Source organism: Geodermatophilus sp. SYSU D01036 (genome assembly GCF_054050435.1).
This window is the reverse complement of sequence record NZ_JBJGZJ010000020.1, coordinates 1-20,905: the sequence shown is the minus strand read 5'-3', so window position 1 is coordinate 20,905 and position 20,905 is coordinate 1. Positions and strand designations below refer to the sequence as shown.

The 20,905-nt window shown below is 75.5% G+C and carries 20 protein-coding genes; 10 read left to right on the top strand and 10 right to left on the bottom strand.

Annotation, left to right across the window (positions count from 1 at the left end; all coding sequences use genetic code 11):
• Positions 1 to 766: 766 nt before the first annotated feature.
• The 3 genes from ACI8AR_RS17950 to ACI8AR_RS17940 form a co-directional block, all read right to left on the bottom strand.
• Positions 767 to 1,036, bottom strand: coding sequence for a hypothetical protein (locus ACI8AR_RS17950; protein WP_457052205.1), 270 nt, complete (start codon positions 1,034 to 1,036; stop codon positions 767 to 769).
• A 244-nt stretch (positions 1,037 to 1,280) separates the two neighbouring features.
• The gene (locus ACI8AR_RS17945) at positions 1,281 to 1,862 is read right to left on the bottom strand and encodes a dihydrofolate reductase family protein (RefSeq protein WP_457052204.1); all 582 of its coding nucleotides are present in this window, start codon (positions 1,860 to 1,862) and stop codon (positions 1,281 to 1,283) included.
• An 818-nt stretch (positions 1,863 to 2,680) separates the two neighbouring features.
• A complete protein-coding gene (locus ACI8AR_RS17940) occupies positions 2,681 to 3,013 on the bottom strand; it encodes a GYD domain-containing protein (protein ID WP_457052203.1) in 333 nt (110 codons plus the stop codon).
• A 374-nt stretch (positions 3,014 to 3,387) separates the two neighbouring features.
• Between ACI8AR_RS17940 and ACI8AR_RS17935 the strand changes: the two genes are divergently transcribed.
• Positions 3,388 to 3,576 carry a hypothetical protein gene (locus tag ACI8AR_RS17935; protein WP_456935072.1) on the top strand — a complete coding sequence of 63 codons (189 nt, stop codon included), beginning with the start codon at positions 3,388 to 3,390 and terminating at the stop codon, positions 3,574 to 3,576.
• Between the two features lie 15 nt (positions 3,577 to 3,591).
• Here ACI8AR_RS17935 and ACI8AR_RS17930 read toward each other — a convergent pair whose 3' ends face one another.
• Complete coding sequence (locus ACI8AR_RS17930) at positions 3,592 to 5,052, bottom strand: serine hydrolase domain-containing protein (protein WP_457052202.1); 1,461 nt, start codon at positions 5,050 to 5,052, stop codon at positions 3,592 to 3,594.
• Between the two features lie 182 nt (positions 5,053 to 5,234).
• Between ACI8AR_RS17930 and ACI8AR_RS17925 the strand changes: the two genes are divergently transcribed.
• The gene (locus ACI8AR_RS17925; protein WP_457052201.1) at positions 5,235 to 5,771 is read left to right on the top strand and encodes a hypothetical protein; all 537 of its coding nucleotides are present in this window, start codon (positions 5,235 to 5,237) and stop codon (positions 5,769 to 5,771) included.
• Positions 5,772 to 5,783: 12 nt separating this feature from the next.
• Here the strand turns inward: ACI8AR_RS17925 and ACI8AR_RS17920 are convergent, their stop codons facing one another.
• A complete protein-coding gene (locus ACI8AR_RS17920; protein WP_457052200.1) occupies positions 5,784 to 6,608 on the bottom strand; it encodes a M55 family metallopeptidase in 825 nt (274 codons plus the stop codon).
• Positions 6,609 to 6,723: 115 nt separating this feature from the next.
• On the opposite strand from ACI8AR_RS17920, the gene ACI8AR_RS17915 reads away from it, so the two are divergent.
• Positions 6,724 to 8,346 (top strand): MFS transporter, encoded by a 1,623-nt coding sequence (locus tag ACI8AR_RS17915; RefSeq protein ID WP_457052199.1) that lies wholly within the window; start codon positions 6,724 to 6,726, stop codon positions 8,344 to 8,346.
• Positions 8,347 to 8,354: 8 nt separating this feature from the next.
• Positions 8,355 to 9,248, top strand: a complete 894-nt coding sequence (locus ACI8AR_RS17910) for a YhjD/YihY/BrkB family envelope integrity protein (protein WP_457052198.1) — start codon at positions 8,355 to 8,357, stop codon at positions 9,246 to 9,248.
• 43 nt (positions 9,249 to 9,291) lie between these two features.
• Here ACI8AR_RS17910 and ACI8AR_RS17905 read toward each other — a convergent pair whose 3' ends face one another.
• From ACI8AR_RS17905 to ACI8AR_RS17895, 3 genes are all read right to left on the bottom strand, one after another.
• Positions 9,292 to 10,293, bottom strand: coding sequence for a sigma-70 family RNA polymerase sigma factor (locus tag ACI8AR_RS17905; protein WP_457052197.1), 1,002 nt, complete (start codon positions 10,291 to 10,293; stop codon positions 9,292 to 9,294).
• Positions 10,294 to 10,452: 159 nt separating this feature from the next.
• Entirely contained in the window at positions 10,453 to 12,228 is a 1,776-nt protein-coding gene (locus tag ACI8AR_RS17900) for a bifunctional metallophosphatase/5'-nucleotidase (protein WP_457052196.1), read from the bottom strand.
• 93 nt (positions 12,229 to 12,321) lie between these two features.
• On the bottom strand, positions 12,322 to 13,959 hold the full coding sequence (locus tag ACI8AR_RS17895; protein ID WP_457052195.1) for a hypothetical protein: 1,638 nt from the start codon (positions 13,957 to 13,959) through the stop codon (positions 12,322 to 12,324).
• Positions 13,960 to 14,184: 225 nt separating this feature from the next.
• On the opposite strand from ACI8AR_RS17895, the gene ACI8AR_RS17890 reads away from it, so the two are divergent.
• From ACI8AR_RS17890 to ACI8AR_RS17880, 3 genes are read left to right on the top strand one after another with little or no spacing between them, the layout of a single operon-like run.
• Complete coding sequence (locus ACI8AR_RS17890) at positions 14,185 to 15,483, top strand: sensor histidine kinase (RefSeq protein ID WP_457052194.1); 1,299 nt, start codon at positions 14,185 to 14,187, stop codon at positions 15,481 to 15,483.
• A complete protein-coding gene (locus ACI8AR_RS17885) occupies positions 15,474 to 16,145 on the top strand; it encodes a response regulator (RefSeq protein WP_456935082.1) in 672 nt (223 codons plus the stop codon). Before ACI8AR_RS17890 ends, ACI8AR_RS17885 begins: the two co-directional genes overlap by 10 nt.
• 42 nt (positions 16,146 to 16,187) lie before the next feature.
• Positions 16,188 to 17,429 carry a GNAT family N-acetyltransferase gene (locus ACI8AR_RS17880; RefSeq protein WP_457052193.1) on the top strand — a complete coding sequence of 414 codons (1,242 nt, stop codon included), beginning with the start codon at positions 16,188 to 16,190 and terminating at the stop codon, positions 17,427 to 17,429.
• Positions 17,430 to 17,504: 75 nt separating this feature from the next.
• Here ACI8AR_RS17880 and ACI8AR_RS17875 read toward each other — a convergent pair whose 3' ends face one another.
• Positions 17,505 to 17,996 carry a ribose-5-phosphate isomerase gene (locus ACI8AR_RS17875; RefSeq protein ID WP_457052192.1) on the bottom strand — a complete coding sequence of 164 codons (492 nt, stop codon included), beginning with the start codon at positions 17,994 to 17,996 and terminating at the stop codon, positions 17,505 to 17,507.
• Between the two features lie 25 nt (positions 17,997 to 18,021).
• Here ACI8AR_RS17875 and ACI8AR_RS17870 point away from each other — a divergent pair, with 25 nt between their 5' ends.
• Both ACI8AR_RS17870 and ACI8AR_RS17865 read left to right on the top strand, forming a co-directional pair.
• A complete protein-coding gene (locus tag ACI8AR_RS17870; RefSeq protein WP_457052191.1) occupies positions 18,022 to 18,690 on the top strand; it encodes a DUF429 domain-containing protein in 669 nt (222 codons plus the stop codon).
• A complete protein-coding gene (locus ACI8AR_RS17865) occupies positions 18,687 to 19,448 on the top strand; it encodes an MBL fold metallo-hydrolase (RefSeq protein WP_457052190.1) in 762 nt (253 codons plus the stop codon). The genes ACI8AR_RS17870 and ACI8AR_RS17865 overlap by 4 nt, the downstream gene beginning before the upstream one ends.
• A 20-nt stretch (positions 19,449 to 19,468) precedes the next feature.
• On the opposite strand, the gene ACI8AR_RS17860 is transcribed toward ACI8AR_RS17865, so the two are convergent.
• A complete protein-coding gene (locus ACI8AR_RS17860) occupies positions 19,469 to 20,224 on the bottom strand; it encodes an SDR family oxidoreductase (RefSeq protein WP_457052189.1) in 756 nt (251 codons plus the stop codon).
• 143 nt (positions 20,225 to 20,367) lie between these two features.
• Here ACI8AR_RS17860 and ACI8AR_RS17855 point away from each other — a divergent pair, with 143 nt between their 5' ends.
• Entirely contained in the window at positions 20,368 to 20,856 is a 489-nt protein-coding gene (locus ACI8AR_RS17855) for an ester cyclase (protein WP_457052188.1), read from the top strand.
• The last annotated feature ends 49 nt before the right edge of the window (positions 20,857 to 20,905 follow it).

Below are 20,905 nucleotides of genomic sequence, written 5' to 3'. Positions count from 1 at the left end.
CTTGCCGGGCGCCACGCCCGACGGGGCAACGTTGGCCCACCGAGAGGCCAGCCGGGGGTCAGATCACCGCCACGGCGCTGGGGATCTCCGGCTCGTCGATCTCGTAGCTCATGGCCGCGGCCACCGGCGCGACGACCGAGGAGCTCATGCGCCGGCTCGGCCACTCCTCCCCCGCCGCCGCTCTGCTGTACCAACACGCCGCTGACGACCGCGACGCCGTGATCGCCCGTGCCCTCGACGCCATGCTAGATGCAGCCAACGAGTCATCGGACGACGATCCGGACCGGGACGACCAGCAGGCCGAGACACGGTGGGTCACGCCGAAGCCCTGGGTCATATCTGGGTCACGAGCGCTCGCGCGGAGGCCCTAACAGGCCGCTGAGCGGCGCAGACGAGGTCACGAGATCCCGCCTTCCAAGCCAGCCATGCGGGTTCGATTCCCGTCACCCGCTCCACTCGGAACCCTGTCAGGACCCCGGTTCTCCGCTGCGTGGGTCACCAGTGGGTCACGCCGTCGGCACGAACCGCCTGGTGGGACGGCCTACCGAGCCGCGATCCGAGCCCATGGCCCACGTGGGTCACGAGCCGCCGGCGTCTGTGCGTGCGCACTCGTCGTTGTCGTCAGCTGGGCGCGCCGAGCGCTCAGCAGCGGGAGCAGCAGCTCTCCACTCGTGCGGACCTCCCTCGGACCACGTCACGGACTGACCGCCCCAGATCGCGCACGCCTCACGCGAGTCGGTCAGGTGCCCCGGATCGGTCGGTCCGCTCAGGGCGGCGGCTCGGAGGAACCCCACACCGACCCGTCCCAGCGGAACGTCCGACCGCCGGGACCTCCCCAGAGGTCGCCGATCTCGGGCGGGTCCCGGTCCGGCACGATCGGGATCGCCACGCCCTCGTCCTCGGCAGGGTCCAGCACGTGCAGGTCCTCCCCCGGGGTGTACGTCCGGCGGCCGTGGCGCAGGTCGTCCACGAGGTCGGCCAGCCGGTCCCAGGCACCGTCGGTCACCAGGTCGTTGATCTCGCACCGGATGCACATCAGGGCTCCTCTCGATCCCCCGCCGGCAGCACGCCGTCGGCCGCGACCCTGACGCAGTGCGGGCCCGCCGCGGGTCGGCCCGTTCCCTGGATCGGGAACGAGGCGCGCGGTCGCGAGGGGGCGCGACATGGCCCCTGTCCCTGAGCGGCCCACCGAGAGACACCTGCTCGAGGGCTGCGCCGAGGATCCGGGGCTGTCCCGTGCGATGGCGGCGAAGACTTCCTCGCTCACCCGCTCAGATCGGTCAACGGCGCACCCGATAGCGCAGATGGAGCACCCGGTTGCCCTGGATCACCACGTCAGGATCCTCCAGCAGGTGCTGGGCGTGGACCGACCCGAAGAAGCGCTTGCCGGACCCGCACACGACGGGCACGACGTCCATGCGCACCTCGTCGACCAGACCTGCGGCAAGCACCTGACCACCGACATCGCCGGCGGCGACCTCGATCACGCGGTCACCCGCAAGCTCCTGCGCCTTGGCCACGGCTGTCTCGACGCCGTCGACGAAGTGGAACGGCGCCTCGGGGTCCCAGCCCTCGGGCTGCGGCCGGTGTGTCACGACGACCACGTGGTCGATCCCGCTCGGAGGCTTCCCGTCCCAGCCGTCCGTCAGGTCGAAGACGTGGCGGCCGCAGATCGTCACCCCGATCCGGTCCCAGTACGCCCGGGTGTGGTCGTAGGACGCCTGCGACACCTTCAACGCGCCGCTCTCGTCCAACGGGACGTCACCGCTGGACAACCAGTCGAACAGCGGTCCGGGCTGGTCGTTCTCGTCCGCGACGAAGCCGTCCACCGACACCGAGCCGTACACGACCACGCTGCCCACGGGGCCCTCCTCTGCTGGGGTGCCCGCAAGCTAGCGTGGCGTGAGCTGTCGCTCCTGCACGAGATCGATCGGCCGGCAGCGGCCGGCTGCCCAGCGCGTGGCCGGGATGCTGGCGCAGGAACCGCGGCCGGACTTCGACGTACCGGGTCGTCGTGAGCCGGGGAACGCCCGGAAGTCGTGGCCGAAGGGGGTCTGGTCGAAGCAGCTGCGCCACCGGCGCGGTCGCCCCAGTCGATCGGTCCGGCGTGGTTGATCGCGGACGCGGTGGCGGCGAAGCGGCAGGTGCGGGCCAGCCGCTTCGTCACCGTCGAACGCCTCGAGGAACCCGGGTGATCCGCAGGACCGCGGCGTGTCCCTGAAGCCGCCTCCAGGGACACGCCGTCGTCGCGCATGACCGACGTGAAGGCTCCAGCCCGGCGCCCTGTCCGGCCCATCGACGCCGCACACAGCTCCGACGGCGCACGGTCGATGACGGCGCGCCGCCGACCGCACCTCCGGCAGCACCCGGGCCACCGCAGGGGTGAACAGCACAGAGTCGGTCAACCATGGCCAGCGACCGGCGCGCACCGATCGTCACACCGGACATCGCGGCGCCGACCTGCTCGGCCGGAGCAGGACGACCAGAGGCGCACGGGAGGACGCCGACGAGGCTCCGGAACACGACGAGGCGAGCGGCGCAGGGGCAGGCTCTCGATCGCGGCCCGCTGCTGACCATCGCGCAGGCGGGCGAGCACCTCGGCACCGGACCACCTGGAGAAGCACGTCGGTGCACCAGTCCCGACCCGCCCGGCGGACCTTCCCGGCACGTGACCCCCGGATCAGCTCCCGGGGCGCCGGAAGGCGTCGCGCCCCCGCCTGGCCTTGTCGAGGACGGACAGCAACTGCTCCTGGTCCAGCAACTGGTGGGTGCCGAGGCTCCGGACGTCGCCGGAACTCACCGACGAGACCACCGACGCGGTGGCGGTCTCCGCGTCCGGCGCCTCGAGGATCACCATCCCGTCCTGCTCACCGAGCATCCAGTACAGCGCCTCCAGCCGGGCGCCGACCGCCTCGGCCGACGCACTCGCGGCAGCGGTGCGATCGCCCGGTCGGTCGATCATCCGGCTCCACGCCTCCGGGGTGTACGAGAAGAAGACGACGAACTTCGGCATCCCGACCACCTCGTCCCGAGTCGTTGCGCCGCCCGATTGCACCAGCAGCCCGGCGGCGCACCGGGCTCCGGCGACGCGGCGCCGCCGGAGGCGGTGCGCCCGGACCGGGTGCAGTCCCCACCGCACGGACCGCTGCTCCGCACGTGAGCGCCGTGTCGTCAGCGGGATCAGCGCCGGTCGTGCGGGGGCGGTCCCCGGCACCCGCTGCCACCCGACCGGCACCCCGGCGAACCGGAACAGGCCGTCCGTTCCGCGGCCGTTTCGTGCCGAACACGCCGGGTTACGGTCGTCCCGCAGAGGGGCCCTGGATCGAACAGCGTGCCCAGGTCCTCTCCCGTTGCCCGGGCAGGTCCCCGGGACCGGGAGGCGACACGATGGAAGCCAGCGAGCGGGTCACGTGGGAGGACTGCCCGATCTGCCGGCGGCCGGCGGCCGTCGGGTGGGTCGACGGGCAGGCCGTGGAGTTCGACTGCCCGGGCGGCTGCCGCCCGGGCGCGGCGCAACTGGAGGCCTTCGCGGCGCGGCGCGCCAGACCGCCGGTGGTCTGGCTGACCCGCATCTAGCCCGCCGGACGCCGCTCAGCCGGTGGACCCGCGGGTGAGGCGCCCGCGGACGGTCCCCCGCTGCCGCTCGGCCCGGACCGGCTGCATCTCCAGCGCCAGCGCCGTGGTGCGCCCGCCGGCGTCCCGGCCGAACACGGCACGGATGCCGCCGGTGCCGGGGAGGCCGAGGTCGAGCCGGAAGGCGTAGGGGTCTGCCTCGTCGTCCGGGTGCAGCTCGACGCCCTTCGCCAGGACGGGCACCGGGGACAGGATGCGCAGCCAGAGCCGGCCGCCGCGGACGGAGACGTCCAGGCCCGCACCGAGGAACGCGGTGGCCCGCACATCGGTGACGGGACCGGGGACCCGGTACCGGCCGACCAGCTCGCCCCAGACCTCCGGGTGCTGCGGCACGTCGGTGCGGATCCGGCGGTGCGGGATGCCGAGCAGGTCCTCGAGCAGGCCGCCGATCTCGCCGGGCAGCCAGAACGGCCCCCGGTGGGTGCCGTTGGTGAACGCCATCACGCCGACGCCGTCGTCCGGGGCGACGAAGACCTGCGCGTCGAAGCCGGGCAGCGTGCCCTGGTGCTCGACGACGCGGTGCCCACGGCCGTCGACGCGCCAGAACGCCAGCCCCATGCCGGGCAGCCGCGGATCGGGCCGGTAGTGCGGCTCGAACACCGTGTCCAGCGTCGCGGGCTCGAGCACCCGGCCGTGCCCGTTGGCGCCGCCGCCGGTCAGCGCCGCCAGGTAGCGGGCCATGTCGCGCGGCGTGGAGTAGACGTTGCCGGCCGCGGCGGTCACCGCGTCGCGTCGCGGCACCGGGCGCGGCCCGGCCGCAGAGAGCCGGTAGCCGGTGGCGAGCCGCGGCCGCAGCCGCTCGGTGAGGACCAGGTCGGAGTAGGTCATGCCGAGGGGTGCGAACACCCGCTCGCGCACGTACCGGTCGAACGGCAGGCCGCTGACGTCCTCGACGACCTGCCCGACCGCCGTCGGCCCGTGGTCGGTGTAGCGGAACCGGGTGCCCGGCTCGACGTCCAGCGGCACCCGCCCGCGGTAGTACTCGGCCGGCGTCGGCACCCGCCCGGGCGGGAAGCCGATCCCGAAGTCCCGGCGGAGGGCGGCGGAGCGCGGCACCTCCTCGGGGACGCCGGCGGTGTGGGTGAGCAGGTGACGGACCGTCGCCGGGCGCCAGCCGGCCCTCCGCGGTACGAGCCGGTAGGCGCGCAGGGAGTCCTCGACCGGCGCGTCCAGGTCGACCCGCCCCTGCTCGACCAGCTGGAGGACCGCGATCGCGGTGACGGTCTTCGTGATGGAGCCGATGCGGAAGACGGTGTCCTCGGTGACGGGGGTGCGCGACGCGATGTCGGCGAGCCCGTGCGCGGCGAAGGACTCCAGGCCACCACCCCGCACCACACCGACCGCCAGCCCGACGCACGGCTGCCGGCCGCGGATCTCGGCGACCCGCGTCTCGAGCCGGAGCTCCTCCACGGCGGTCATGACCCCTCCCGGCGGACGGACGGCGACCCGTGTCCAGGCTGACCCGCCCGGGGCGGCGGGGACGCGTCCGTCCGGCCTCCCCGGACAGGGCCAGGGACCCCGCCGCCCACGGCCGCACGGCCCTGGCCGCCGCCCGCCCCGCGGGCCACGCTGCCCCCGGGCCTGCGGCGGAGGAGGACGCCATGGACGCACCCGGCACCGCGTGGGACCGCCTCGGGTCGGCTCGGGTGCTCCCGGTCCTCGCCGTCCTGCTCGCGGCGCTCCTCGGCGGCTGCGGCGGCGGGAGCGACGACACCACCCCGCCGGCGGCGACGTCCTCGACGACCCCGTCCCCGTCCGGTCCGAGCCCCAGGCCCTCGCCGACGGACGAGCCGCCCGACGACGGGACACCCGACGGCGAGGAGCCGGGCGACGGGTCCGCGCCGGCACCGGGCACGGCGCTCCCCGGCGAGGACCTCACCACCGAGCAGGCCGCCGAGCTGCAGGAGCAGGTCGACGGCGGGCACCAGCCGTGGCGCACCGACGTCGCGGCTGTGGCCGCCGCCTTCGCGGCGAGCGAGCTCGGCTGGGACGACGCCGAGGTCGCCCTCGCCGACCCGCACACCGCCGAGGTGACCGACCCGGCGAGCGGGCGCGTCGTCACCCTGCAGCTGCGTCAGCCGGCCCGGGAGGGCGAGGGCGGGATCTGGGTCGTCGTCAGCGGGGTCTGGGTCGCCTGACGGGGCCCGGGCTCAGTCGGTGAACCCGCGGGTGAGCAGCACGACGGTCACGAACGTGCGGTAGAGGGCGACCGGGTCGTCGTCGGCGATCCGGACGTCGAGGATCCCGGCGCGCTCGACCCCGACGACCCGGGCGGCCAGCTCGGCGAGGTCCGCGTTGCGGAAGGTGACCTCCAGCGTCGCCGGCAGCTCGATCGCCGGGAGGGCGGCGGCGGGCAGGCCCCGCACGGCGGCGGCGGCCCGCTCGCGGATGAGCGCGCACGCCTCGGCCGGGTGCAGGCTCTCGGCCGCGAACCGGGTCACCGACCGCTTGACGACGGCGGCCTCGATCCCCGGGCACACCGCGCGGGCCTCCTCGGCCGTCGTCTCGTCGCCGGTGACCAGCACGACCGGCACGCCGTGGCCGAGGGCGACCAGCGCGTTGATGCCCGACTCCCCCACCTCGACGCCGTTGAGCCGCACGCGGGCGACCGCCGCCGGGTTGTAGGTGTGCGAGAGCACCGAGGACGGCCCGCCCATCGAGCCGTGGTAGCTGACGAGGAAGACGGCGTCGAAGGAGCCGTCCAGCCCCTCCATCATGTACATCGGCTTGTGCCGGCCGGCGAGGTAGCGGGCGTTGCCGAGCAGCTCGCCGGGCCGCAGGTTCTGCATCGTCGAGTGCGAGTCGTTGACGAGGAACCCGGTGGCGCCGGCGTCCATCGCGCCCACGATCGCGGCGTTCACCTCGTCCTGCAGCAGCCGCCGGTAGTGCTCGTACTCCCCGCCCGGGCCGCGGCACTGCGCCCAGTCGACGACACCCGCGGTGCCCTCCATGTCCGACGACACGTAGACCTTCACGCGCCCATCCTCGGTGGTCGCTCCCGGGGACCCGCGGGCGAGGTGGCCGCCGGCGCTCCGGTTTCATGCCGCCGGGACGATGCGCCCGCCCCGCGGCGACGGTCAGCGTCGAGCGGTGACGCGTTGGAAGCCGCTCGTCGCCCTGGGGGCCGCGCAGTTCCTCGCCGTCCTCGACACCGCGGTCATGAACGTGTCGATCAGCCAGCTGGTCGAGGACTTCGACACGACCGTCACCGCCATCCAGGCGGTGATCACCCTCTACACCCTCGTCATGGCCGCGTTCATGCTCACCGGGGGGAAGGTCGGCGACCGGATCGGCCGGCGGCGCGCCTTCGCCGTGGGGCTCACCGTCTACGCGGTGGGGTCCTTGACCACTGCGCTGGCTCCCACCGTGCTGGTCCTCGCCCTCGGGTGGTCGGTGGTGGAGGGACTGGGCGCGGCGCTCGTCCTGCCCGCGCTCGCCGCCCTGGTGGGCGCCAACTACCGGGGGCGGGACCGGGCGATGGCCTACGGGGTCATCGGGGGGCTGGCCGGGGCGGGGATCGCCGTCGGCCCGCTGCTCGGCGGCTGGGTGACGACGTACCTCAGCTGGCGGCTGGTGTTCGCCGGCGAGGTCGTCGTCGTGCTGCTGATCCTCGCGGTGCTGCGCTGGATCGAGGACACCCCGCCGGCGCAGGTGCCCGCCCCCCGGATCGACGGCGTCGGAGCGGCGCTCTCCGCGCTCGGGCTGGCGATGGTCGTCCTCGGGGTGCTGCAGAGCACCGCCTGGGGCTGGCTGCGGCCGCGCAACTCGCCGGTCACCGTCCTCGGCTTCTCGCTGACGCCGTTCGTCATCGCCGGCGGCCTGGTGGTGCTGGGCCTGCTGCGGGCGTGGCTGCGCCACCGGGAGGTCCGCGGCGAGGAGCCGCTGCTGCACTGGCGGCTGTTCTCCGTCCCCCCGCTGCGCGCGGCCGTGCAGACGCTCCTCGCGCAGAACCTCGTGCTGCTCGGGGTCTTCTTCACCGTGCCGCTGTACCTGCAGGTCGTGCTGGGGCTCGACGCCTTCCAGACCGGCCTGCGGCTGCTCCCGGTCTCGGTGCTCATGCTGGTCACCGCGATGAGCGCGCCGCTGCTGAACCGGGTCGCCAGCCCGCGCACGGTGGTGCAGGTCGGGTTCGCCGTGCTGGTCGCGGCGTCGCTGTGGCTGCTCGCGACGGTCCGGCCGGAGCTCGACGACCTGTCCTTCGGGCTGGCGATGGCACTGCTGGGGATCGGGATGGGCCTGCTGGCCGCCCAGCTCGGCAACGTCGCCCAGTCCAGCGTCGGGGAGGCCGACCGCAGCGAGGTCGGGGGCCTCCAGTACACGGCGCAGAACCTCGGATCGTCGCTGGGGACGGCGTTCATCGGCTCGGTCCTCATCGGCACGCTGACCGCCGCCGCCACCCGCGGGATCTCGGACGACCCCGAGGTCAGCGACGCCGTCGCCGAGCAGGTGGGCGTGGCGATCAGCGGCGGCGTCAGCTTCGTCCCGGCCGACCAGGTGCAGACCGCCCTCGAGCGGGCGGGCATCTCCCCGACGGAGGTCGACGCCCTGGTGGCGACGTACTCCGACGCGCAACTGCTCGGCCTGAAGGCGGCCCTGCTCGCGGCGGCCGCCGTCGCGCTGCTGAGCCTCTTCCTGACCCGCTCCCTCCCCACCGCGCGCCTCGCACCGCCCTCCGCGCCCGCGGAGCCCGCGCCCGTCGCCGTCCGGGGATGAGGTCCGCGATGGCCGCCCACGGGGTCGGGGGCGTCGCCCGGCGGTTGGGGACGACGTTCACGGGCCGCTGCGTCGCCGCCTTCTTGGTGCAGCGCGGCATCGACCGGGCCATGGCCGTCTCCGCCCAGGCGCTCACCGCGCTGATCCCCCTGCTCCTGCTCCTGTCCCTGCTGACCCCCGCGGGCGACGCGTCGCTGGTGGCCGACGTCGTGATCGACCGGTTCCGGCTGACCGGTACGGCCGCCGCGGACGTGGAGCAGCTGTTCGCGGTGACCGGGGACGCCGGCACCGGCGTGCTGAGCGTCGTCCTGCTCGTCTTCTCCTGCGTCTCGCTGGCCCGCCGGCTCCAGCGGATGTACGAGCAGTCCTGGCGGCTGCCCCCGCGCGCCGGCCTGCGCGGATCGGCCGACGCGCTGCTGGGGATCGCCGCCCTGGTGCTCGTGATCGTGCTGCTGTCGTTCCTGCACGGACTCGCGGCCCCCGGGGCCGTCCCCCGTGTGCTGGGCTGGACCGGCCACCTGCTGGCGAGCTGGCTGCTGTGGACCGCGATCCCCTGGCTGCTGCTCGGCCGCCGCCTGGCCTGGCGGCGGCTGCTGCCCACGGGCGCGCTGATGGCCCTCGGCACGGCGGTCTACGGCCTGGCCACCGCGGTCTACATGCCCCTGCTCGTGGAGTCCTACAGCCGCCGGTACGGCCTCTTCGGTGTGACGCTGGCGCTGGTCGGCTGGCTGCTCTGCGTCTCGGTGATCGTCGTGGTCACGACGATCGTCGCCGCCGAGTTCGACCGGGCACCGGAACCGGGGGCCCGGCGGCTCCGCGCCCGGCTCGGTCTGGCGACGGACGCCGCCGCCACGCGACCGCCCGGCGCGGTGGACGGCGAGACGCCCGCCGGCCGGCGGTGACCGCGTGCCCGCCCTCCGCCCGGAACCGGACGGTCCCGGGCGGTCAGCCGGCGGCGGGCGCCGCGTCCGGGGTCGACGGCAGGCCGAGCCGGGCGAACAGGTCGTTGTCCAGGTCGAGGAAGCTCGTGATGTGCCGGATCCGGCCGTCCTCGATCTCCAGGACGTGCAGCGCCCACGGCGTGTGGCCGCCGTCGCCGGTGGGGCGCCACTGCGCGACCGCCGGGCTGCCGTTGGCCTCGGTGAGCAGCAGCCGGGAGTTCCGGCAGCCGCTGCCCGGGCCGAGCATCCAGGTGCCGATGTCGGCGGCGCTTCCCAGCCACATCTCGAACGGCGGCATGTGCTGGGTGGCGTCCTCGTGCAGCAGGGCGACGAAGGCGTCGATGTCGTAGCGCTCGAAGGCGTCGAGGTAGCGGTCGAGCAGCTCGCGGTGGTCGGGGTCCAGCGGCCGCTGCTCCGGGGTGCCGCCCATGGCCGCCAGCGTGGCGCGGGCCCGCTGCAGCGCGCTGTTGACCGAGGCGACGGTGGTCTCGAGCAGGGCGGCGACCTCGTCGGCGTGCCAGCGCAGCACGTCGCGCAGCAGGAGGACGGCGCGCTGCCGCGGCGGCAGGTGCTGCAGCGCCGCGACGAAGGCCAGCCGCACCGACTCGCGGGCCACGGCGCGCTCGGCCGGGTCGCCGTCCTCGGGCAGCACCGCCCGGTCGAGGACCGGCTCGACCCACGCCTCGGCCGGCCGCTTGGCGGCCAGGGACGCCTCCACCGGCGACCACGGCGAGCCGGAGAGGTCCATGGGCAGGGCCCGGCGCTGCCGCCCGGAGAGCTGGTCGAGGCAGACGTTGGTGGCGATCCGGTACAGCCAGGACCGCAGCGAGGAGCGGCCCTCGAAGGAGCCGAAGCTCTTCCACGCGCGGACCAGCGTCTCCTGCACGGCGTCGTCGGCGTCGAAGGACGACCCCAGCATCCGGTAGCAGTAGCCGGTCAGCTCCCGCCGGTGCTCGAGCAGCCGCGGGTCGAGCTCGTCGGACACCCCGCTCAGCACGCTGGTCACGCGGACCACCTCTCCTCGGTCGCCATCCCCGTCGACGGGCGGTAGTCCACCACGGAGGACCGACGGAACGGGAGTCCCCGGCGGGCTGACGCCCCCGGACGCCGACCGCCCCGCCGGAGGGCTCCGGCGGGGCGGTCGGGTGTGCGAGGGGACGGTGCGTCAGGGCACCAGCGGCTCGCCGTTGCGGACCAGCTGCCAGTTCAGGTCGTAGAAGTCCGCCGGGTCGATCACCTGGCGGTCCTGGGCCCAGTCGATGAGCAGCTGGCGGATCTCCTGCTGCTCGTTGTAGACGACCGGCGCGGTCGAGATGCCGGGGAAGCCACCGCCGCCGGAACGCCGGTAGTTGTTCACCGCGACGACGAAACGCGCGTCATCGGCCACCGGCTCGCCGTCGAACTCCAGCCGGGTGACCCGCTGGCCTTCCGGCCTGGACACGTCGAGGTCGTAGTCGACCCCGGAGAGGACGTCGTAGTTGTAGTCCGGCGTGTTCTTCGCGTTGGTGAGGGTCCCCAGGTCGACGTCCCCGGTGGCCGGCACCTGGGCGAAGTAGCCCGCCGACTTCTCCAGGTAGGCCCGGACCTGGGCGCCGGTGAGCTCGACCGCCTCCAGCGTGTTGTCGTAGACGTAGAGCCCGGCGATGTCGCGGACCGTGACGTCGCCCTGGGGGAAGACCGCCTCACGGCTGAAGGGTGCCGCGATGGACAGCACCGGCAGGTCGGCCCGCGACGTGCCCTCCATCGCGGCCTCGACGGTCTCGGTCTGCACCTGCTGGATGAAGTCGAGGATCGGCGTGTCCTCGTAGCGACTGGTCTCCGTGGTCAGCTGCTCGGTGGAGGTGGCGACCACCTGGTTGACGTACGCGACCGTCGTCCGGTGCGCCTCGTCGGTGGCGGCGAGGACGTCCGGGTCCTCCGGGTGGTCCTTGGTCCGGAGCGCGGTGGCCGCGGTGTCGACGACGTCCCACTGGCCGCGGACCTTCTCCAGCGCGATGTCGACCTGGGAGACCGTGGCCCCCCAGCGGTACGGCTGGGTGAGCAGCACGTCCTCGCCGGTCTCCTCGTTGGTGACCAGCTGGCTCGGCGCGTCCCGGTGGGTGTGGCCGACGACCATGACGTCGATGCCCGGCACGGTCCGCGCGATCTCGTCGGTCGGGTTCTCGGTCGGGGCCTGCGACGGGTCGTAGGACGACGTGCCGCCCACGCCGGCGTGCGACAGGACGACGACGACGTCGGCCTGCCGGTCGACGACCGGCACCCACCGCTTCGCGGTCTCGACCATGTCCTCGAACTCGACCCGGCCCTCGACGTTGCCGCGATCCCAGATCGCCGAGCCCGGCGTGGTCAGGCCCAGGATGCCCACGGTGACCGGCTTGTGGCCGGGGACGTGCACCTGCTGCAGCGTGTAGGGCTCCAGGGACGGCTCACCCGTCACCGGGTCGACGACGTTGGCACCCAGCACCGGGTGGTCGACGTCGTCGGTGTAAGCCTGCAGCAGGTCCAGGCCGTAGTTGAACTCGTGGTTGCCGACGACCTGGGCGTCGTAGCCGATGGCGTCGTAGGCGGCGGCCACCGGGTGCTCGGCGCCGGTCTCGGTGACCGGTTCCTGCTTCGCGTAGTAGTAGCTCAGCGGCGTGCCCTGCAGGAAGTCGCCGTTGTCGACGACGAGGACGCTGTCCTCCCCGCGCTCGGCACGCACCGAAGCGACGACCGACCCGACCCGGGCGAGGCCCGTCGTGTCCTTGGACCGCTCCGAGTACTCGCCGTTCTTGAAGTAGTCCCAGTTGTTCACACGACCGTGGAGGTCGGTAGTGGCCAGCAGGGTGATGTCGAGCTCGTCGGTGGCCGCTGCCGCCGGCGCGGCCGCCGCGGGCGTCGCCGCCCCGGCGGTCACCGCGAGTGCGGCCGTGACCACGGCCCAGTACCTGCGTCGCTGCATGTGTGCGGATTCCCCTCGGTGTGCCGCCCGTGCGTCCCGGGCGCGGGGCGACGCTAACTCCCGAGGGTGACTCCTCGGTCACACAGGGGCGGACTACTGGTAGCTGATCAGCTGGGGCCGCGGGGAGACCTGCGCGATCGTCTCCTCGGGCGTGAGCATCGGCGTGTCCTCGTCGTAGAAGTTCTTCCAGCCCCAGGCCAGCCCCTCAGGGCCGGTGCCGTGCAGCACCCGCCACGTGTCCTGCTTGCTCCCCTGCGGGCCCTGCCCGTCGGCGTGCACCATCACGGCGACCTCGTCGCGGGACAGGTCGACCTGCTCGCGGCCGGGGATCATGTCCACCCGGAACTGGTGCAGCACGAGCAGCTTCTGGGGCAGCCGGTTCTCGCGGGTGAGGTCGGCCAGCCAGGTCACGACCCGGTTCACCTCGTCGACGCCGACCGAGCCGATCTGGGTGAGGTGCACCTGGTTCGGCGCCAGCCGCCACTCGGGGTCCAGCGCCAGGCCGACGTGCGGCAGCTCCAGCAGCGGCCGGTACAGCTCGGCCTGGGTGACGAAGTCGGTGCGGCCGGGCTGCAGGTCCAGGACGACGTAGAGGCCGGCCTCCCCCGCGGCCTCCACCCACGGGCGGATCTGCTCCAGCGGCGCCTCGTAGGAGTAGTCGTTGCCGTCGGTCGGGAACTCCGAGGCCACCGTGGCGATGATCTCGAAGGCGGGGACGACGGTGGCGTCGGGGACCAGCGGCTGGTAGGGCGCCGCGTGGTCGCGGGCCCGCTGGACCGCCGCGTCGACGTCCTGCTCGCCGAGCACGCCGAGCGCGCCGGTGCCCGGGTGGCCGTAGAGCGCCACCATGAAGTGCTGCGGGAACAGCGTCTGCCCGCCGCCGGGCAGCTGGGTGCCGGTGGCCGCGGTCTCCAGCTTCCAGTCCAGGCCGTCCTCGGCGCCGAAGCCCGCGCCCAGGGCGACGACGGTCTCCGCGCCGGACACCGCCTCGACCGCGTCGGCCGACGCCCGGGGGTCGGTCTGCCCGCCGGTCACCTGCACGCGCGCGCCGGCGGCCCGGGCGGTGGCGACGCCGGCCAGCGACTCCGGCGCGCCGTCGGCCAGGACGACGGTGCCCTCGAGCGGCTCGGCGCGGGTGACCGCGGGCAGCTCGCCGTCGGCCTCGCCCTCGGCCGCGGCGCCGTCGTCCTCGGGGCGCAGCGCGGCCGGCGCCTCGGCCTCGAGCGCGGCGACGGCGGCCGCCTCGCCGTCGGCGGGCACCGGGTCGGCGTCGGCGAGGTCGAGGCCGGCGGCGGCGGCGACCGCCTCGGGGCTCGCCGGCGCGGCGACGACGTCGGCGTCCCCGGGCGCGGTGTCGGCGCCCACGGCGAGGACCGTCCGCGCGCCCAGCCGGCCGATCTCCTCGGCGACGGCGCCGTCGCCGTCCTCGCCCTCGGGGTCCAGCAGCAGCGGCACGCCCAGGCCGACCGCGGCCGAGGCGCCGAGCAGGGTGGCCGCCCGGTCGCCCTCGGGGGCGACGACGACCACGCCGGCCTCGTCGAACAGCGCGCGGCTGGTGCTGACGGCCGAGGCGGCGGGCTCGGCGTCGGCGACGACGGTCAGCCGCTGGCCGGGCGCGGAGGTCGCGACCCGGGCGGTGCCGCCCCCGTCCCCCTCCGCCGCCGTCGAGGCCGTGCATCCGGCGGCCAGGAGGAGCGCGCTGAGCGCGACGGGCACCGACCTGGGGCGCACGAGCAGACCTCCGTCCCACCGGGCACGCGGCCGCGCGGGAGCGCGGCGCCGTCGGGCGTGCACGGGGATCGCGCCCGACACTAGCCAGGACGCTGGACACCGGCCCGGCGCGACCGGGAGCATCGCCGGCGACATGAGGAGCGCAGCGGGTGTCGGGCCAGCCCGACAGCGGATCGACCGGCTGACGGGATCGGCCGGCCGGCCCCGCGCCAGCAGGCTCGCTGCATGACCACCGACACCCTCGTGATTCCCTCCACGACCGCCCCGCCGCACGCCGGTCTGCTGCGCCGGCTGCTCGTCGACTCCGGCTACGCGCTGCTGTCGCTGCCGGTCGGGATCGCCGCCTTCGTCGTCGCCGTGACCGGCGTGGCCGTCGGCGTCGGCACGCTGGTGATCTGGGTCGGCCTCGCCGTCCTGGCGCTCACCCTGCTCGCCGCCCGCGGGTTCGCCGCGCTCGAGCGGGCGCAGCTGCCCGCGGTGCTCGGCCGCCCGGTCCCCCGCCCGGCCTACCTGACCCCCGACGGCGGCCGGGTGCGCCGGCTGCTGACCCCGCTGCGCGACCCGCAGTCCTGGCTCGACGTGCTGCACGCCGTCGTCCGGTTCCCGCTGGCGGTCCTGGCCTTCGTCGTCACGGTGACGTTCTGGGCCGGGGCGCTGGGCGGGCTCACGTACGGGCTGTGGGACTGGGCGCTGCCCGACGCCTCCGGGGACCCGGGGAACACCGACCTGCTGGAGCTGCTCGGCCTCGAGAGCACCGCCGGCCGGCGCGTCCTGCTCTACACGCTGATCGGCGCCGTCTTCGCGGTGCTGCTGCCGTTCGCCGTCCGGGCGGTGGCGCTGCTGCAGGCCCGGCTCGGCCGGGTGGTGCTGACCTCCCGCGCGGCCACCCAGGCCGAGATCGGCCGGCTCTCCCGCGGCCGCGACGCCGCCGTCGCCGCCGAGGCGGTGGCGCTGCGCCGGCTCGAGCGCGACATCCACGACGGCCCGCAGCAGCACCTGGTCCGCCTCGGCATGGACCTCTCCCGCGCCCAGCGCCAGCTCGAGCGCGACCCCGCCGCCGCCCGCACGACGCTCGCCCAGGCCGGCGTCCTCGCCAAGGAGGCGCTGGAGGAGCTGCGCGCGCTGTCCCGCGGCATCGCCCCACCGGTCCTCGCCGACCGCGGCCTGCCCGCCGCGCTGGCCGCGCTGGCCGCCCGCTCGCCGGTGCCGGTGGAGCTGACCGTCGACCTGCCCGACGAGCGGCCGGCGCCGGTCACCGAGAACACCGCGTACTTCGTCGTCAGCGAGGCGCTGGCCAACGTGGCCAAGCACAGCGGGGCCGGCGTGTGCCGGGTCGAGGTGCGGCGGGCCGGCGACCTGCTGCGCGTCGTGGTCGAGGACGACGGCGAGGGCGGGGCGCAGCTGGTCCCCGGGCACGGCCTGGCCGGGCTCGCCGACCGGCTGCGCGCGGTCGACGGCGTCCTGGTGGTCGACAGCCCGCGCGGCGGCCCCACCCGGACGACGGCGGAGCTGCCGTGGGCGTGAGCCCCGGCGACCGGCCGCTGCGCGTGGTGCTCGGCGAGGACTCGGTCCTGCTCCGCGAGGGGCTGGTCCGGCTCCTCGAGGAGGCGGGCACCACCGTGGCGGCCGCCGTCGGCGACGGCCCGTCGCTGGTCCGCGCGGTGGTGGCCGAGCGGCCGGACGTGGCCGTCGTCGACGTGCGGATGCCGCCCACGCACACCGACGAGGGGCTGCGCGCCGCCGTCGAGGTGCGGCGGGTGGTGCCCGGGACGGCGGTGCTGGTGCTGTCGCAGTACGTCGAGGTCGCCTACGCCGACGAGCTGCTGGCCGACGGCCGCGGCGGCGTCGGCTACCTGCTCAAGGACCGGGTGACCGACCTCGACCAGCTGCTGGCCGCGCTCGCCGAGGTGGTCGCCGGCGGCACCGTGCTCGACCCGCAGGTGGTCGCGCAGCTGTTCGCCCGCCGCCGCGCCGACGACCCGGTGCGCCGGCTCACCCCGCGCGAGCGGGAGGTGCTCGGGCTGATCGCCGAGGGCCACTCCAACACCGCGATCGCCCGGCAGCTGGTGGTCACCCCGGGCGCGGTGGAGAAGCACACCCAGCGGATCTTCGCCAAGCTCGGCCTCGCGCCCGACGAGGACCGCAACAGCCGGGTGATGGCGACGCTGGCCTACCTCCGCGGCTGACCGCGGTCGCGGGCCGTCGTCCCCGCCCGGTAGACACCAGGGGTGACCGATCCCGCTGACCTCCGCCCCGTCACCGCCGAGGAGTGGCCCGCCTTCAGCCGGGCGATGCTCGAGGTCTTCGGCGACGAGCCGAACGGCGACTTCACCGAGCGGGTCCCGGCGACGGCGGAGCTGGACCGGTCGCTGTCGCTGTGGGCCGCTGACGGGCGGGTGGCCGCCACCGGCGGCATCTACAGCCGGCAGGTGACGGTGCCCGGCGCCGTCGTCCCGTGCGCGGGCGTCACCTGGGTGACCGTCTCCCCCACCCACCGCCGCCGGGGCGTGCTGACCGCGATGATGCGCCGCCAGCTCGCCGAGCTGCACGAGCGGCAGGGCGAGCCGCTGGCCGCGCTGTGGGCCTCCGAGGGCTCGATCTACGGCCGCTTCGGCTACGCGCCCGCGACGCAGCGCGGGAACCTGCGCGGCGCCACCCGGGACACGGCCTTCCGCCCCGGCGTCGACCTGGGCACCGGCACGGTGGCCCCGGCCGACCCCGAGGCGTGGCGGGCCGGCGCCGCGCGGGTGCACGAGGCGCTGCGCCGCGGGGTGCCCGGCACGTTCGAGCGCGACGAGCGCTGGTGGGAGCGGGAGCTGCGCGACCTGGCCGAGCGCCGCAAGGGCGCGAGCGCCCGCCGGTACGTGCTGCACACCGAGGCCGACGGCGAGGCCACCGGCTTCGCGTCCTTCCGCGTGCGCTCCCGGTGGACCGACGACGGCCTGCCCGACGGCACCGTCGTCGTCGACGACCTGCGCGCCCGCAGCACCCCCGCGTACGCGGCGCTGTGGCGGTACCTGCTCGACCTGGACCTGGTGCGGACGGTGGAGGCCGGCTACGCCCCCGCCGACGACCCGCTGCGCCACCTGCTGGCCGACCCGCGCGCGCTGCAGGTGCGCCCGCTGGACGGGCTGTGGCTGCGGCTGGTCGACGTCGGCCGGGCGCTGGCCGCGCGCCGCTACCCGGCGCCGATCGACATGGTCCTCGAGGTGCGCGACCGGTTCTGCCCGTGGAACGACGGCCGCTGGTGGCTGCGCGGGCACCCGGCCGGAGCCTTCTGCGCCCCCACCGACGGTGACCCCGACCTGGTCGTCGACGTCGAGGCGCTGGCCGCGGCCTACCTCGGCGGCGTCTCGCTGGGCATGCTGCAGGCGGCCGGCCGGGTCACCGAGGTGAGCCCGGGCGCGGTCACCCAGGCCGCGACGGCGTTCTCCTGGCCGGTCAGCCCCCACTGCCCGGACCAGTTCTAGAAGGACCCCCTCGCCCCCACGCCTCGCTCCGCTCGGCGCGGCCCCTGCGAGGGGGCAGCGGGGCCGTTCCAGCGGCTACACCGCGCCCTCGCGGGTGGGCAGGCCGCCGGCCGGGCGGTGCCGGTTCTGCTCGTAGTCGTGGATGAGCCCGATCCGGCGCACGTGCCGCTCGTCGTGGCTGAACGGCGTCCGGACGAACTCGAGCACCAGCGCGGTGGCCTCCTCGATCGAGTGCTGGCGGGCGCCGATCGAGACGACGTTGGCGTCGTTGTGCTGCCGGGCGAGCTGGGCGGTCTCGGTGTTCCACACCAGCGCCGCGCGCACGCCGGGCACCTTGTTCGCCGCGATCTGCTCGCCGTTGCCCGAGCCGCCGATGACCACGCCGAGGCTGCCCGGCTCGGTGACCACGCGCTCGCCGACCTCGAAGCAGAACGGCGGGTAGTCGTCCTGCGGGTCGTACTCGAAGGCGCCGCAGTCGACCGGCTCGTGCCCGGCCTCGGTGAGCGCCTGCTTGAGGTGCTCCTTGAAGTCCAGCCCGGCGTGGTCTGTGCCGACGAAGACGCGCATGCGCCGAGTCTGTCAGGGTCGGGTGGTGGCGGTGCTCGGGGTGGACGGCTGGCGCGGGGCCTGGGTCGGCGCGCTCCTCGAGGTCCGCACGGTGCGGTTGCTCCACCTCCGCGACGTCGCGGCGGTCCTCGCGGTGCCGGACGTCGAGGTGGTCGGCGTCGACATGCCGATCGGACTGTCCGACGACGGCCCCCGCGCCTGTGACGAGGCCGCCCGCCGCCTGCTCGGCCGGGCCGGCAGTTCGGTCTTCCCCGCCCCGGTCCGCGCGGTCCTCGGCGCCCGCGACTACGCACAGGCCCGCGAGCTCTCGATCGCGGCCACCGGCGGGCGCTCGCTGTCGGCGCAGGCCTTCCGGCTGACGGCGTCCATCCGGGCGCTCGACGACGCGCTGGGCGACCCGCCGCCCGGCCACGTCGTCGAGGTGCACCCGGAGCTCGCCTTCCGCGCCCTGGACCCGGCCGTCACCGACCCGAAGGTCACCGCCCGGGGACTGGCCCAGCGGCTGGCGGCGCTCCGGTCCGTCGTGGACGTCGAGGCCGCGCTGCTCGCCGCGCCGCCGCGGGTGCCGGCGGTCGACGCGCTCGACGCCTGCGCCGCCGCGTGGTCGGCCCGGCGGGTCGCCGACGGCGCCGCGGAGTGCGTGGGCGACGGCTCGCCCGACGCCCGCGGCCGGCCGATGCGGATCTGCTGGTGACGTTCACCGAGGTCGCCGACGGCGTCCTCGTCCGCCGGCACCGGTCGCTGGACCTCAACTGCGGGCTGGTCGTCGGCGACGGCGCGTGCCTCGTCGTCGACACCCGCTCCTCCCCCGCCGAGGCCGCCGACCTCGCCGCCGCCGTGCGCCGGGTGACCCCGCACCCGTGGACGGTCGTCAACACGCACGCGCACTACGACCACTGCTTCGGCAACGCCGCGTTCCGGCCGGCGACGGTGTGGGGCACGCGCGGCTGCGCCGCGGACCTGCTGGCCACCGGCGAGGCGCAGCGCGCGGCCCGGGTGGCCGAGCTGCTGGCCGCCGGGGACGACGCGGCCGCGGAGCAGGTGCGGCGGGCGCCGCTGGACCCGCCGGACGCGCTGGTCGACGACGTCGCGGTGCTCGACGTGGGCGGCGTCGAGGTGGTGTTGCGCTTCCTGGGCCGCGGGCACACCGGGCACGACCTGGTCGTCGAGGTGGAGGACGGCACCGTCTTCGCCGGGGACCTGGTCGAGGAGGGCGCCCCGCCGGCGTTCGAGGACGCCTTCCCGGCCGAGTGGCCGGCGACGCTGGGCCGGCTGCACGCGCTGGCCCGCGGGCCGGTGGTCCCGGGCCACGGCGCGGTGGTGGACGGGGACTTCGTCGGCGCCCAGCGCGAGGAGCTGCTGGCGGTGCTGGCCGCCGTCCGGGCCGGCCGGCTCGACCGCGGCCCCTACGACGCGGCGACCATGCGGACCGCGGCGTCCCGCCTGAGGTGACGCGGCGGACCCGCTCGCGCTCAGGTGAGGCGGCGGACCACCGGCAGCGGCAGCGCCCGCAGCAGCGCCGACACCGGCCGCCACGGCCACTCGGGCACGTAGGCGCGCACCGGCTCCCGCTCGATGGCGGCGACCAGCGCGTCGACGCCGGTGTCGAGGTCGACGGTGAACGGGCCGCGCCGGCCGACGTTGATGTCGGTCTCGATGTAGCCGGGCAGCACCGTGGTGACCCGGATGCCGGTGCCGAGCAGGTCCGACCGGATGCCCTCGGCGAGCGCGTTGAGCGCGGCCTTGCTGGCGCCGTAGGCGGTGCGGGTGCCGCGCATCCCGCGGACCGAGGCGACCGAGCTGATGACGACGAGGTGGCCCGAGCCCTGCGCGCGGAACAGCTCGACGGCGGCCTCGCACTGGGCGTGGGTGCCGAGGACGTTGGTGAACAGCGTCGCGCGGTTGGCCCAGCCGGCGCCGGTGCCCACCGACGCGCCCTTGCCGATGCCGGCGTTGGCGACGAACCGGTCGAGGCCGCCGAGCTCCGCGGCCAGCGCCGGGACGCCCTCGGCCACGGCCGTCGCGTCGTCGACGTCGAGGGCCGCGGTGACCACCCGGATGCCGGGGTGGGCGGCGAGCAGCTCGTCGCGCAGCTCCTCGAGGAGGTGCTCGCGGCGGGCGACCAGCGCCAGGTCGCGGCCGCGGGCGGCGAAGCGGCGGGCCATGCCCATGCCCAGCCCGGAGCTGGCGCCGGTGATCAGGATGCGCTGGCGGGTCGGTCGCGGCACGCCCGGCAGCATGCCAGCCGTGCCCGTCCGCGGATCGGCACGGTGGGGCCCTTGGTCCCTTGCACCCCGCGCGGGCAGGGAGGCCAGTGTGGTGCCGTCAGCCGGTGAGACCGGCCGGCGACCGGACGACCGGAGGAGTCGTCATGGGACAGGCACGAGAGATCATGGACCGCATCACCGCCGCCGTCGTCGCCGGCGACCGGGACGCCCTCCTGCGGGCCTACGCCGCCGACGCCGTCGCCGAGACACCGGAGGGCCGGGACCTGGACAGCGGCGAGGCGATCGCGGACCACCTGCTGTCGTTCCGGCGCGCGTTCCCCGACCTGACCTGGGAACCGAAGACCCAGTTCGAGAGCGGCGACACCGCCATCGACGAGGGCTGGCTCGTGGGCACCCACACCGGCGTGCTGGCCCTGCCGGAGGGGGACGTGCCGCCGACCGGCCGGAGCATGCGGCTGCGGGAGTGCGACCTGCTCACGGTGCGCGACGGCGCGGCGATCTCGCACCGCATGTACTACGACCAGGTCGAGGTGATCGCCCAGCTCGGGCTGGGCCAGACCGCCGCGGCGGCCGTCCCCGAGCCCCGGGCCGCCGCCGGGATCGAGCAGGCGACCGGGGCCCCCGCCACCTGACCCGCCCGCCGGCCGCGCACTTCCGCGGACCTGCACCGTGCAGGTCCGC